At 53.7% G+C, this 13,918-nt stretch carries 12 protein-coding genes and 1 tRNA gene; 11 read left to right on the top strand and 2 right to left on the bottom strand.

Translation table 11 applies throughout. The annotated features are described in order from the left end of the window. The first annotated feature begins 14 nt into the window (after positions 1 to 14). Positions 15 to 91 (top strand) — tRNA-Met (locus tag ACR0J0_RS20670). Positions 92 to 912: 821 nt separating this feature from the next. Here ACR0J0_RS20670 and ACR0J0_RS20665 read toward each other — a convergent pair. Further along, complete coding sequence (locus ACR0J0_RS20665; protein ID WP_480665878.1) at positions 913 to 1,434, bottom strand: TetR/AcrR family transcriptional regulator; 522 nt, start codon at positions 1,432 to 1,434, stop codon at positions 913 to 915. Positions 1,435 to 1,632: 198 nt separating this feature from the next. Between ACR0J0_RS20665 and gntH the strand changes: the two genes are divergently transcribed. The 5 genes from gntH (at position 1,633) to tnpB (ending at position 8,122) form a co-directional block, all read left to right on the top strand. After that, the gene (gene gntH / locus ACR0J0_RS20660; RefSeq protein ID WP_480665877.1) at positions 1,633 to 2,814 is read left to right on the top strand and encodes a guanitoxin biosynthesis MBL fold metallo-hydrolase GntH; all 1,182 of its coding nucleotides are present in this window, start codon (positions 1,633 to 1,635) and stop codon (positions 2,812 to 2,814) included. Positions 2,815 to 2,868: 54 nt separating this feature from the next. Further along, on the top strand, positions 2,869 to 4,635 hold the full coding sequence (locus tag ACR0J0_RS20655) for a hypothetical protein (protein WP_480665876.1): 1,767 nt from the start codon (positions 2,869 to 2,871) through the stop codon (positions 4,633 to 4,635). Positions 4,636 to 4,687: 52 nt separating this feature from the next. Further along, positions 4,688 to 5,911 carry a HupE/UreJ family protein gene (locus ACR0J0_RS20650; RefSeq protein WP_480665875.1) on the top strand — a complete coding sequence of 408 codons (1,224 nt, stop codon included), beginning with the start codon at positions 4,688 to 4,690 and terminating at the stop codon, positions 5,909 to 5,911. Between the two features lie 225 nt (positions 5,912 to 6,136). Then, the gene (locus tag ACR0J0_RS20645; protein ID WP_281973867.1) at positions 6,137 to 7,474 is read left to right on the top strand and encodes a metal-dependent hydrolase family protein; all 1,338 of its coding nucleotides are present in this window, start codon (positions 6,137 to 6,139) and stop codon (positions 7,472 to 7,474) included. A gap of 423 nt (positions 7,475 to 7,897) precedes the next feature. Then, a complete protein-coding gene (tnpB, locus tag ACR0J0_RS20640; RefSeq protein ID WP_480665874.1) occupies positions 7,898 to 8,122 on the top strand; it encodes an IS66 family insertion sequence element accessory protein TnpB in 225 nt (74 codons plus the stop codon). A gap of 546 nt (positions 8,123 to 8,668) precedes the next feature. Here tnpB and ACR0J0_RS20635 read toward each other — a convergent pair. Continuing rightward, on the bottom strand, positions 8,669 to 9,634 hold the full coding sequence (locus ACR0J0_RS20635) for a sodium-dependent bicarbonate transport family permease (RefSeq protein WP_480665873.1): 966 nt from the start codon (positions 9,632 to 9,634) through the stop codon (positions 8,669 to 8,671). Positions 9,635 to 9,731: 97 nt separating this feature from the next. On the opposite strand from ACR0J0_RS20635, the gene ACR0J0_RS20630 reads away from it, so the two are divergent. The 5 genes from ACR0J0_RS20630 to ACR0J0_RS20610 all read left to right on the top strand — a co-directional run bounded on the left by ACR0J0_RS20630 (position 9,732) and on the right by ACR0J0_RS20610 (position 13,516). Continuing rightward, positions 9,732 to 10,643 carry a hydrogen peroxide-inducible genes activator gene (locus ACR0J0_RS20630; RefSeq protein ID WP_480665872.1) on the top strand — a complete coding sequence of 304 codons (912 nt, stop codon included), beginning with the start codon at positions 9,732 to 9,734 and terminating at the stop codon, positions 10,641 to 10,643. Between the two features lie 389 nt (positions 10,644 to 11,032). Continuing rightward, the gene (locus ACR0J0_RS20625) at positions 11,033 to 11,365 is read left to right on the top strand and encodes a hypothetical protein (RefSeq protein ID WP_480665871.1); all 333 of its coding nucleotides are present in this window, start codon (positions 11,033 to 11,035) and stop codon (positions 11,363 to 11,365) included. A gap of 49 nt (positions 11,366 to 11,414) precedes the next feature. Next, positions 11,415 to 12,131, top strand: a complete 717-nt coding sequence (locus tag ACR0J0_RS20620) for a HupE/UreJ family protein (RefSeq protein ID WP_480665870.1) — start codon at positions 11,415 to 11,417, stop codon at positions 12,129 to 12,131. A 12-nt stretch (positions 12,132 to 12,143) separates the two neighbouring features. Continuing rightward, entirely contained in the window at positions 12,144 to 12,755 is a 612-nt protein-coding gene (locus tag ACR0J0_RS20615; protein WP_480665869.1) for a transmembrane anchor protein, read from the top strand. 518 nt (positions 12,756 to 13,273) lie between these two features. Continuing rightward, entirely contained in the window at positions 13,274 to 13,516 is a 243-nt protein-coding gene (locus ACR0J0_RS20610; protein ID WP_170492798.1) for a glycine zipper 2TM domain-containing protein, read from the top strand. Positions 13,517 to 13,918: the final 402 nt, after the last annotated feature.

Here is a 13,918-nt window from a genome sequence, read left to right as displayed (position 1 = left end):
CCAACGCAAAGTGTCGCGGGATGGAGCAGCCCGGTAGCTCGTCAGGCTCATAACCTGAAGGTCGTAGGTTCAAATCCTACTCCCGCAACCAACACAGCCGAACCAGCCGCCTCAGGGCGGCTTTGTTCATTTTGGGCCAACCCAATCATTGCTGCCAGGGCACCCTCCAAATCAAGCTGAACGCCGTAACGTTCATGTTGGACCGTGACACGTTCAATCAGGCCCCGGATATCATCCTCGATGTCTTGGCTAGACGGAATAGCCACCTACAATATTTGCAACGTCTCGATTGTCATTCAGATCGCTATCCGCGTTCGCGCTCAAGTTATTCTCCGTTTGGCCCACTCTAGGGTCTGGTCGCGCGTCCAAAAGCTTACGTGCATCAAGGCAGTACTGATTGCTCAGAAAGCGCTGATTGAGACGAGGCGGCCTCTTCAAAGGTTGCACATAAACAAAAGAACAGGAGGAGAACAGCTTGTGCTCCAGCTAATGCTTGATCGTCCAATGCGGTTTTAACGCTATTTCGGTAGGAGACCGCACACCGCACTGTAGTGGATACATGCGCCTGCCGTGTGACCGTTGGCTTTGCAGCTAGAGCAGACATTGAACCCAATACACCGAATGACTGCACTGAGCCCAACCTGTGAATTGGATATTCTCGCTGCGTGCACTCGCAGAACCGAATTCTCTGCGCAAGCGTAAATTTCCACGATGCGGCGCAGCGTCCTTTCCGGCCATTCGTCCGAAGCGCGGCAATTTTGAAGCAGCAGTTTCACAGGTTACGGGACGAAGCGGACTTTGATGGTCACAGACTGAACGTCGGCCTCTGGCATTGTTGCGCGTGCTCTTCCTACAGGGCAATTAAAAACTGGCGGTCCGTTTCGAGCAAACTTACGATGCCGGGCAGTATTCTTATTCTATCTTCTTCTTTCCGATAAGAATTGCATGTTCCCGTTCTATAACCTTCTCCCAATCGCCTTGCGCTTTCAGACCGGTCGAAGAGTCTCCCATTAGCGATGTAACCATCAGTCTACCACGCGCTTTCGCTTCTTCTTTCGAAAACCCGGCCTGTTCAAACATCCAGGCAGCGAACTGGAATCGTTTGCCGATGGTTCTTTGATACGCCTCTCTTACTTTCTCATCGGTATTCGCCCACACTGAGACAGCGTGATCTGGCAAGGCGGCGTCCTCTTCAATGACCTTTTTCATAAGAAGAAGAATGCGGTCTTCCGGGGGGCCGCCAAATGTCTTTGCCTTTGCGATCACATTGTCAGTCAGTTCCTGCTCCCAATATCTGAGAACCTCATCCAAAAGCTCACGGACGTTCTTGAAATGCCAGTAAAAGCTGCCGCTTGTCAGGTTCAGTCGCTTTGCCATTGGCACGACCTTTATCGCGGAAACGCCGCCCTCATTGAGTACTTTGTAGGCCAGCAATATCCAGTCTTCCTTGGTCGCGGCGTTTTTTGGTGAGTTTCGAGCGATAGATTCTGACATTCAAATTACAGCATTCTTTATTTGACATAGAGCAGTCTATGGATTTACCGTAGAGATGTCTATGGTGAACGAGAGGTTCACGGTTTCGTGTTCTCTTACGAGGCGTCGCTTTGAAGGGGGGGATCAATGAATAACTTAATGAAAACCGCAGCCGGCACATTGATGGCCTTAGGTATGACACTGGCTGGCACAGCCACGGCGCAAAACGCCTTGCCGACAGGTCGGAGTGCCAGTGCAATCGAAAACGGTGTTTATCCCGCGTCTTACTTTCCTAACACTGAAATCCTCGGCGAGGATGAGATGCGTATCACGGCATTGGGGACGGGGATGCCAAACCAAACCAAGGCAGCCGTTTCGATTTCGTTTTATGTGGAACTTGGGAATGGGGACGTCTTTCTGTTTGACGTAGGAACTGGCGCAACCGGAAACCTGTTCTCGCTGCGACCGGACTTCGCAAAGATCGATAAGGTCTTCTTCAGCCATTTGCATGTTGATCACGTTGGAGACTTCATGGGCCTCCACGTTGGAGGTTGGCTTTCGGGCAGATATACACCGCTCCGCATCTTCGGCCCGTCCGGATCAGAAGATGAACTGGGCACCAAAGCCTATGTTGAGGGCATGTCTAAAGCCTATGCTTGGGATTTGGCCACACGTACGGGGGCGCTGCCGGATGATGGCGCCAAGCTCGAAGTCACTGAATTCGATTACATGCAGGAAAACGAGATTGTTTATCAGGAGAACGACGTAACTATCCGTTCCTGGCCTGCGATCCACAGTCTAGATGGCTCGGTAAGTTACTCTCTAGAATGGAATGGGCTGAAATACGTCTTTGGTGGCGATACATACCCGAACAAATGGTATGTAGAATATGCCAAAGGGGCGGACCTCGCTTCTCACGAGGCGTTTCTACCACCTGATGCTTTGGCCCCGTATTTTGGCTGGGACATGAAACAGGCGACTTATGTAGCTACGCGCGTTCATACGGAACCTGCGGCTTTCGGCAAAGTTATGTCCGCTGTCGAGCCACGCATGGCCCTAGGGTATCACTCTGTTCTTTCGCCCGAAAACTATCAGGCAATCCTGGAAGGTGTCCGTTCGACATACGAAGGACCGCTCACGCTGGCGCGAGATCTGCAGGTGATAAACGTAACTAAGGATCAGATCGTTGTTCGGGAAGCGAGTGTTGACGACTATGCGCTGCCACCAGCTGTGAGCGACGAATACATCAATGCACCGCGTTCAAAAGAAAAAGAGCCTTCTGAAAAGGTTCAAGCCGGCAAATGGGATGGTTACACGCCACCGCCAATGCCGGAAAATTAACATTCAGGGGTGAACAAGATTCCAATTTGGCGGTATCTGTGCCGACTATTCCTGATGCTGAGCGTGATGGCCTCGGGTGCACTGGCCGTTTCAGCAGATGTCGTTTTGACAAACGGTTCGGAAGTGGCACCCAATATTGCTGTCCTTCATGTCAAAGATGATGGGGTTTACGTCGACCTTGAGGTCTATGTCGAAGATATTCCGCTGTTTGCGGATATGCTGCCAATCGGCTTGTCATCCGATTTCGTCGAGGGTGAGCAGGAGGTTGCACAAGAGTCCGATCAAGGTTCTGCCCAAGCCAAAAGTCGGGCGCTGTCTATTGTTGCAAGGGACGAACAGCCCCTACACGCTGAAATCAGAAAGTTAGAATACCGAACGCGCATCGACCGGGCCTCGCCGCTTGCAGGTCAACGCGATCCATTCTCGGGTCAAATTGTTCCCAGCCCGCCAAACGATCCGCGTGTTCTGTTCGTCGAAGTGTTCTTTCCGTTTCAAAACTCAGTTCCCAACGAGCTGACCATAATGCCTCCATCGCAGGATGGCGAACCACTGGTGACAATCGGGATGCAGGTTTTTGACCGAGAGGTTCCGGTCACGGATTTCAGTTTCTTGGCAAAGCCGGCAGAGTTAAAGATTCACTGGCCTGATCCGTGGGACAGCCGCTTTTCTGCTGAAAGTCTGAATCGAAAAGCTCAGGACGGGACATCCACCTTTCTCTACATCGAACCTCGTGAAGTTCGGCATGAGACGTTGATCCGTTTGCGTGAACTGGCGCCTTGGATTGGTGAAACTACCGAGGTCAGTCAAACGCTTTCGCCACAGGGTAGCGCCTTGATCGTAAACCAGGCGGCGTCCTTCCTGGCTTCTCGTAACCCGGTGTCAATTGATGGCAAATTAGTGCAACCGTCGAGCGCTACAGCAAAACTCCTTGAGCTGACATCGCAGGGTTTTCAGGTTGTCGAGCCTGGAAAGGAAGTATCCGTCAACAATGCGTTTATCGGGGCTATCCTGTCTTTCTCATCGGCAGACCTTCCCGATCAGGTGACGGTCACATGGGATATGTTTGACGAGGAAATTTCGCGCGTTGCGACCATTTCAAACGATATCGCTGGGCCATTCTTTGGAGCTGTGACACCGACAGACCCTCAATTTCATTGGCAAAACCACTTGCTCCAATACGAAAGAGCGTCTGTTACTCAGATTCCAGTTGAGCAGCAGACACGGCAGAACCCGGCAATTACTTTGATCTCCGGGATGATCAGTGCCGCCTCACTTGGTTTCTTCCTGCTGTGCAAGGACAAAGTTGCAAAGCGCATCAGTTGCGTAACCATGATTGCCGCAACATCGGCAACCGTCGCATTTTCGGGATATTTGCCGGACTTGCCTTGGAAGAAGTCTGAGCCCCCTGAGCTGCAGGCTGCGGAAGATATACTGCGCTCAATGGTCGAGAACTTGAGCACGGTGACTCTGGAAATTTCGCCGGCAGCAAGAAAGTCAGAGCTGGCACATATTGTAACGGAAGCGTCTCTAAGTGACATCGCAACAGAGGTTGAACGTGGTCTCGTGATCCGAACGCCAGGAGGCAGTCTTGCTACAGTTACCGAAATTAGAAACCTGAATTTAGAGCGCGTTGACCCGACGCTCAAACCGGGTGGGTTTAGCACTCTGGCCAAATGGACAGTGAATGCCCAAGGCGGTCATTGGGGGCACGCCCACATGCGCGCCGTTACGTTTCGGGTGCTGGCCGAGGTCATACCTGAGTCCGGGCGATGGAAGCTGGATGGATTAACTGTAATCGAGGCTCGCGATCCAAATGCGTAAATGTTTAAGACCACAGGTTTTTGCTTTCGGCGCTCTGTTTGTCGGTGTGTTTTTGTCACTGACGCTATCGGCCTCGGCACATTTTTTGCTTAACCTCAACGTTCGAATTTCGCACGTCGAGCATTCCGAAGACGGTCTGCGTGTCTACATCCGTACGCCCATGCCATATCTGGTTGCAGACAAGGTCGGTGATCAGGATGGTGATGCCTTGCCGAAAGCTGCACCATTCACGACTAATGCCATGAGCGACGGTCAGTTGGTCCACTTTGTCGACTTGCAAGCTGCCATGAGCGATCCCAATGGGCTGGGGCAATTCGCCGAAGGTGGGTTGCATTTGTTGGTCGACAATCAGCGCTTAAGAGGAACAGTTAAGTCCGTTCGCTTGCATCGAGTTGGAAATGAACCCGGATTTGCAACTTTGGCCGAAGCTCAACAGGCCGTGGACACCGAAACGGCCTTAACGCCACCGCTTTTTGTTGGTGACACAATTGTCGATCTCGTCCTGCATTATGACACTGACGGCCCGGTCCAATCGTACAGCATTGCCAACGTGCTGGACCCCGGCTTGCCGGATCAGGACCAAACGGCCAACCTCATTCTCGATTACGCGTCGGACAAACCGCAGATATTCCGATCTCGGGGCCTGATGACTGAACCATTGGTGGTTCAGCAAAAGGGGCATGGAGGATTCCTGAGTTTTGTCTGGGAAGGTATTCGACATATCCTCGAAGGATTGGATCATGTTCTTTTTGTTGTGTGTCTGGTCATTGGAGCGCAGACACTCAGGGCGCTAGTGCTGCGTGCAACCGGTTTTACCGTTGGGCATAGCGTAACGCTGTCGCTGGGGTTTTTCGGGTTTGTACCATCGGGCGCGTGGTTTGTTCCTGCCGTCGAAACCGGAATCGCGCTTTCTATCATATTTGCAGCTTTCGCAGCGTTTATGAGTTTTAAGGACCGCGCGCGCTCTGAGGTCACGATGGTGCTTCTGACGACGCTGATTGGTCTCTTGCACGGGCTTGGGTTTAGCTTTGTGTTGCACAAGATTTTGCAGGTTACATCTCCAAACATCTGGCAAAGCCTGCTTGCATTCAATCTTGGCGTCGAGCTTGGCCAGATCGCCATTATTCTTGCGCTCTGGCCTGCCTTGATAATGTGTCGGCGCGTGAACTCCAGTTTGTGGATGTCCCTACGAGTGGGCTTAGCCGGTGGATGTGCGGCTATCGCCTGCTATTGGACCTTTCAGCGAGTTGCCGAGGTTTATTCCACGTTGGCTTAAGGTCATCGCGATGGCGCGTGCCGTGATGGTCGCCTGAGAGAAAAGCGGACATTCGGCTGTTCCGCAGCATAAGACAGACTGGGCTCAAAGCGGCCATTCGCTACGACGGTCACCAATGACTGTTGTGCGGGACAAAGCCGACCTTGGAGAAAAGCGAGGTAATGCTTGAAAAAACTTGCTTCCGCTGGGATGGTTTATCCGACAGAATTTTCTGAGGAATTTCGAATGCATTTTCCCAAACTTGCCGCAGTTTCGTCGATTGCTCTTGCAATAACCAGTTCGCAAGCGCTCTCCCAGGATGGGGGACCGATACTGTTCACAAACGTCAACGTGTTTGATGGTGTGAATGAGGAAATGATTGCAAATGCCAATGTCGTTGTAACCGACAATCTGATCACAGATGTGTCCTCAGAACCCCTCGCCGTCGCCAATGGTATCGTCATCGACGGTGGCGGGCGCACGTTGATGCCGGGCCTGATCGACGTGCACTGGCACACGCTTTACTGTTGCAATCCGCAGAGTGTGGTTGTGACCGGCGATATTCTTGAGGTCGCGGTGCGGGGTGCCATCGGGTCCGAAGGCACGTTAATGCGCGGCTTTACAACGGTGCGCGACGTTGGCGGCAATTCATTTGCCATAAAACGGATGATTGACGCAGGCGAGATCGAAGGCCCCCGTATTCTGCCGTCCGGCCCACCCGTGACACAAACCGGCGGCCACTTTGACTATCGCCCCTACCAAGCGGTTCCGACGAACGGCGCGGATTCGCAATGGTACTGGTACAGCGTTGGTTTGATGGCGCAGGCTGATGGTGTTCCGGAAGTGGTCAAACGCGCGCGTGAAATCATGCGCATGGGCGCAAGCCAGCTTAAGATTTCCACCGGTGGCGGGGTGTCATCTACCTATGACCCTCTGGATGTACGCCAATACACCAAGGCCGAAATCGAGGCATTCGTAGAGGTGGCTGACACCTACAACACCTATGTTGCATCTCATGTCTTCACGGACGAGGCAGTGGAGATAGCCGTTGCCGCTGGCGTTAAGTCCATCGAGCATGGCTTCTTGATGAGCCGCGAAACGATGGAACTGATGCGCGACAACGACGTGTGGTTGTCAGTGCAGCCTCTTCTGGATGACGAGGATGGCTTTTCTTTCGACGACCCTGTTAGCCAGCAGAAATGGATCGACGTCACCAACGGTACAGATTTCACCTACAAAACGGCGAAAGAAGTTGGCGTGAAAGTCGCTTTCGGCACCGACATCCTGTTCGATCCCAAACTGGCCGAACGTCAAGGCGCGTTCCTTGCCAAGTTGCAGCGCTGGTACACGCCATACGAGGTGCTGAAAATGGCGACTTCAACCAATGCTGAACTGCTCAAACTCTCAGGCCCGCGCCACCCCTATCAACAAGGCGATTTGGGTGTAATCGCAAAGGGCGCTTATGCCGACTTAATCCTTGTGGACGGCAATCCGCTGCAAGATATCGACCTGATCGCAGACCCGCATGAGAATTTCGATCTGATCATGAAAGACGGCAAAGTCTACAAGAACACGCTGGACTGAGTTCCAGATGAAGTCCTTTGCTCAAAGCCAGCTTTGTAACGACTGCTCGGGGCTCAGTGCGGACCTTGAAACGGGTTTCTTGATTGTCACTTTTTCCGTCCAAAGCGGCCATTATTTCAAACAGACAGGGAATGCGTAGAGATGGCTTTTTAGATTAATAGTTCCGTTAACGTTCGGTATAGGCCAAATCCTGCTCCCGCAACCAAAACAGCCGAACCAGCCGCCCCAGGGCGGCTTTTGTCGCTCCGGGACAGTCCAATCATCGCGGTCAACACACCCTCCAAATCAAGCTGAACGCCGTAACGTTCATGTTGGACCGTGACACAACCCCCTGAAATGTAAGCGTTGCATCTGACCTCCTAGATAGCACCTCATCAGCCAACACCTAGATGTCTACGATGCCTCCAAAAGGATGGCGGCGCTGTGTTCCTTTTTCGATCAGAATGTGCGGACCGGCAAAAACTCATTGTTTGGAACGGAACCGGGCTCGTGATGACGCACCAACGCATCGAAAGAAAAGACTTCGTGCGGCCAAGACTGCGAAACGGTATGATGACCTTGAGCAAAGCACAGATTGAAACGCTTTTTAAAAGCCTTGATTGGAGACGAGTAGTTGGTGCCAGGCCTTTCAAGGCCACTGCAGCATAATTTTGAACTAGGCGCTGGTAATGGGACAAATGATGACAGCGCAAATTGGCGAATTGCCCCAACACTTGCGGGACCTGACAAGTGTTCCAGACGCTGACGATATATTTTGTGACGCGCTACAGTTCCATCTCGCCAGCCTTAACGACAAACAGAGTCTTCTTGAACGAATACGGCTGGTCCTCAGGCGAGTCGAGGCGTTTGAGGCCATATTAGCGCCACACGCAAATACAGTATTTGCAAAGCAAGCATGTCCGGCACCTTAGGTTGTTTTTTGTTTATAGTTCTACGCTCAGTGGGGCTAGGGCGCCAAAAAATGAGGCGCAATTTTATGCCCAATCGACCGTCTTCCACGATTTCCTGTAAGCGTGGTTCCCTGACTAGGAATGAGTGAAAGCAGCCTCCAACCTCTCCTCTTCACCTGCCCCGCCAAATAAGGCGCTACAGGTAAAGAGTGGTCGCTCAATGAAAATGAACTTCGCCTTTCTCAATGCTACATGGCCTTCTTGTTTACATAACTGAACTTCCACAGCCTATCCGTTCGGATTCTCAGAACAATCCGGCAAGCCAAAGATAAAAGGGCAGGCCGACCGTGACATTGAAAGGAAAGGTCACGCCGAGTGACAGTGTCAGGTAAATTCCTGACTCGGCCTGTGGCAATGCAATCTTCATCGCTGCGGGCACAGCAATGTAAGAAGCCGATGCCGCCAGCACCATCAACAGAAACAGGCTGCCGGTCTGAAAACCAATCACGACGCCCATACCCATCGCAAGCACTGCGCCGATCATTGGCATCATGATGCCAAAGGCAAACAACCCGAAGCTCAATAGGTGCCGGTTGCGCAACAGGCTGCGCCCCGCCGACAGGCCCATGTCCAGCAGAAACAGGCAGAGTATGCCGGTGAAAGGAGTCACGACAAAGGGCGCGATCATCTCCATACCTTTTTCCTGTGTCAGCGCGCCGATCAGGAATGCGCCGGTCAGAAGCACGATTGAGCCATTTGCAAAAAGCTCTCGCATGGACACACAACCGGCTGCACCTTCATGTCCAAAGCGATGCGCGATCCACAGCGCCGACAGAATCGCCGGGACTTCCATGGTCGCTGCCACGGCGACCATGTAGCCATCCGAAGCAATGCCGCTCAGGTCCAGCAGACTGGAGGCGGCGACGAAGGTCACGATCGAGATAGAGCCGTAATGCCCGGCCACCGCGGCGGCGTTAAGCGTGTTCAACCGGGTCATGCCACGCAGAAGGGCGTAAGCGACAAAAGGGAGCAGGAACGATAGTAACAGCCCCGAGCCGAGGGCGGCGAAAACCTCTGAGCTCAGCCCGTTTTCCGCCAAGCTGTGCCCGCCTTTGAAGCCGATCGCCAGCAGCAAATAGAGCGACATGAACTTCGCAGCACCTTCGGGGATGGAAAGGTCACTGCGTACAATAGCGGCTAGTAGACCAAGGACAAAGAACAGGATCGTCGGCACCATCAGGTTGCCCACAAGGCTATCAAAAATCTGCATGATTTGGCTCTCCGGAACATGTTTGGAGCCTGTTGCCCGGGATTTCACGATAGTTTAAATACAATTGAACGGCAGAAAGAATAGTCTGAGGTTATGAATGCGCCCAACGCTGCGCCAGATGGAGTATATTGTCACGGTCCATCAATTGGGCAGCTTCGGTCTTGCTGCCGAAACGCTGCATGTCAGCCAGCCCAGCCTGTCGAACCAGGTGGCAGCGGTGGAAGCCGACCTTGGTGTCCGACTTTTTGAGCGTGGTCGGGCCGGGGCACGCGCAACAGCTCGCGGCCTTGAATTTGTCACTCGTGCCCGCCGTATTTTGTCTGAGGTCGCAGCCTTGCGCGGTGCGATGCTTTCGGATCTGCCTTTTGGGGGCAGGTTGCGGTTAGGCGTGCTGCCATCAATCGGGCCATATCTTCTGCCGCAAGCGATTAAGGCCCTGCACGAGTCTGAGCCCGACTTGCGCGTCATTGTGCGCGAGGAAAACACACTGAACCTTGACGAAGGGATAAGAAACGGTCGCTTTGACGCGATCATTTCTACACCCGAGGATCACCCGAACACCTTTCAGCATCAACTGTTCGTCGAACCACTCTGGGTCGCGGTGGCACAGGACCATACGCTGGCAGGGCGCGCGCAAATCGCGGCGGAGGACCTCGCAGGGCAACGGCTGCTGACGCTTGATACAGGCCACAGGTTGGCGCGCATCGTCTACGGTATCGCCGGAGCGAGTGGGGCCACGGTTTCCAACGACTACGAGGGCACAAGCCTCGATTCCATCGTGTTGATGGCGGCGACCGGGGCAGGGATCGGCATTCTCCCCGACCTATTTGCGCGACGACAGGGCATCCACCGCAGCGAAGTCCGTGTCATGCCGCTTGTCATGCCGGACGCTGATCGAACAATCAGCATCCTCGTACCAAGCGACCGTCCGGAGCACTATTCTGGTGCGCTCGCGAAAATCCTGCGCAGCGCCGCCGAGGCGCTCGAACTGAAAGTGACAGAGGCATGAAAAAGGGGGGTGTTTGACTTATTGATACTGCCTGATTTCACTGCGTGGATCGAAGGAGTTTCGCGCGGCCGCTTGCCAAAAGCTACAGTGGTTCATGGTCAATCAACTCATGGAACCGCTTCGTGGCACAGCTCGGCCAATTCTGCATCTTTCGGGTGTTTAGACGACCCTGTTTGGGCTGAAACTCCAATCCCGCGTCTGCTTCTGCTCGGCATCGACCTCATGGTGCTGGCTGATTGCAGGCGCCCTCGGCGCGTTTCGGCCGGGTAGGAAGTACGGGGTGGCTTGCGTGAAATTGTGGTTTTATCATATAAGCCGAGATAACCCCCGGGAGGGGATATAAAAAGGCCGCAGAGGCATCTGTAAGCGTGAGAGCAGTTCAGAGATATATGCAAAATGCGATGGCGGCTTTGGTCTGTCTGTCTTTGATCGTGTGGTCGCTTCAGCCCAACTCGGGCCATGCTCCGACGGTGATCGAAACCGTGCAGGAGCATTTGCAGATCATTGCAGAGCACGGGCATACCCACGGGTTTGAGGAAGATCTGCTGTGGGCGATGCACGGGCACAGTCATGATGGTGCAGATCACGACCACAGCCAAATGGTTCTGCCGGAAACCGGTAATGCGCTTTCGCTGGCGTCGTTCACAGACGATTGGGCCTTGGATAGGGTGCAAGGCGGCCCCTTCAGAAACATCGGGATAGAGCGACCTCCGCGCGTGTGAGGCAACCCCATTCGGGGTTTCCAGCTTCACACAACAACGGAGATCATCCATGAAATTTATCATTCGGGGTCTGGACGGGCGCGCGACGCTCCTGCTTGCCCTCATCACTACCAATCTGGCTCTGAGCACGTCTCAGGTGCTGGCTCACAACGTCACCGAAGGCGACGCGGGCTATATCCAGGAAATCTGGGGCGTGAACATTATCCCCTTCATGTATCTTGGGGCCAAACATATGGTCACAGGTTACGATCATATCCTGTTCCTGCTTGGCGTCGTTTTTTTTCTCTACCGAGCCAAGGATGTCGGCATCTATGTCAGCCTCTTTGCAGTCGGTCACTCCACGACAATGCTGTTGGGCGTTTGGTTCGGCTGGGGCGTAAACGCCTATATCGTTGACGCCATTATCGGCCTTTCGGTTGTTTACAAAGCGCTCGACAATCTCGGCGCGTTCCAGCGCTGGTTGGGGTTCCAACCAAATACCAAAGCCGCGACGCTGATTTTCGGCCTGTTTCACGGCATGGGTCTGGCGACCAAAATCCTCGACTACGATATCGCTCCGGAAGGGCTTCTGGCCAACTTGTTGGCGTTCAATGTTGGTGTGGAACTGGGCCAGCTTTCGGCCCTAGCAATTATCCTTATCGTCATGGGGTTCTGGCGTAAGAGCCCGTACTTCTTCCAACAAGCTTACAGCGTAAACGTCATCATGATGACCCTGGGGTTCATCCTGATGGGCTATCAGATCACCGGCTTTTTTGTGACCGCGTAAAGGAGTTCAGTCATGTTCAATACAAAGAGACCAAGCCTTGAGGAACTGCCAAGCTCGGCTCAGCTTATCCGCTCGACCATTATCGCCGGCGCATCGGCCGCTGTGATCCTTGTCACGGTTGTTCTTCCCGCCGAATACGGGATCGATCCCACCGGTGTGGGTCGTATGATCGGGCTGCAAGAAATGGGTGAAATCAAAACCCAGCTTGCCGACGAGGCCGAAGCCGACCGAGCGCTCGAAAGCCAAGACCAGTCGAGTTTGCTGAATGACGTCCTTGGCCTTTTTGTCAGCTCGGCCTATGCGCAGGAGGCTGAGGTCTGGCAGGATGAAACCAGCTTTACGCTGACTCCGGGAGAGTCGGCTGAGTGGAAGCTGGTCATGGAGGAAGGCGCAACGGCTGAGTACCTTATGGTCGTGACCGGGGGGCGGGTGAACTTCGACCTGCATGGCCACGGTGGCGGACAGTCGATCACCTATGAAAAGGGGCGAGGCTCAACTGGTGCAGAAGGCGCCATCGAAGCGGCATTTGCCGGTGAGCATGGTTGGTTCTGGCGCAACCGCGACGCTGGCGACGTATCAGTGATGGTACAGGTCCGCGGCGACTACAGCGAAATCGTCAAGTAAGCAAAGCAAGCCACCGTGCAAACACCTTGTGCGGTGGCACAATTGGACCATTCGATTTACGTGAGAATGTCAGAAGACTCTGCCATTGCGCCATGCCACCCCCCCCGAAGTCAAAGCTGTGCCGCCGGAATGGCTTGAGACTCCTGTGCAACTTAGAAGCTTTCTGTTACCGAACTGATGACTCGGTGAAACCGCTCGTATTTGGGGTAGTATCCTTCCGGATCACCAGCATCGAATGCCTCCTGATATCTCGTGCTGGCGTCGGTGAAGTTCGTCACAGCCCCATAAGATAAATGATGCGCAGCAACCGGAGGTTGGGATTGCTGACCACGAAAGTCCTGGGGAATTAGCTGTTTTTCAACCCCAGGCCGTATCGCTATGTTGCTCGGCCGACGAGTTGCCCGGTATTAGGCGGTTTTTTGCGTCTCGACTGTCCGTGGGTTGGAGAGTGGTTCGTCAGTACCTACATGTCTGGAAACAAAAGGCCGTGACATACGCGTGATCTTAAGGAATTCGACATGAAGAAGACTACAATCGCTTGCCTGCTCGGTGGCACATTGCTGCTGGCAGCGTGTGGAGCACCAACAACGCCAACACAGGCGCAAGCACAAAGCGATGCGCGGTGTGCTGCCGGCATTCTGGGCGGTGCAGCCCTTGGCGGTGTCTTAGGCAACCAGGTTGGTGGAGGCACAGGCAAGACCCTTGCAACCGCGGCCGGTGCCGGACTTGGGATGTATGCGGGACAATCGGCTTGTAACTGACGAACAGGTACACAAACGGCAAAGAGAGGGGCCGGCCGAGAGGCCGACCACTTGCTTTGGCGAAATTGAGTTATGACTCGCCTTACCGGAGCGCGGAACGGAAACTCGCTCCGGGCTCGATCTCGCAGTTTTGCAGCGCGTCGTGATCCCATGCAAATTAGGAATTCCCTGCTGGTTTGCAGATGGCGGTGAAGCAGACAAAGAGTGGCTTGGATTCAAAATCGTTTTACCAACCGATGCATCCCTTGTTGATTGGCTTCGTGGTGACAATGGACTAATCGCATAAGTCGGAACGAAAAAAACGCCCGCTCAATAGAAGAGGGCGCTTTTGTTTTGGCTTCGAATTGCACCCCGAGGAACGCCGCAGACTTCTGATGAAGTTGGGCAAGGGCCTTTGGGTGG

The organism is Ruegeria sp. BF12 (assembly GCF_056538705.1).
This window is presented reverse-complemented; position numbering and strand designations above follow the sequence as displayed.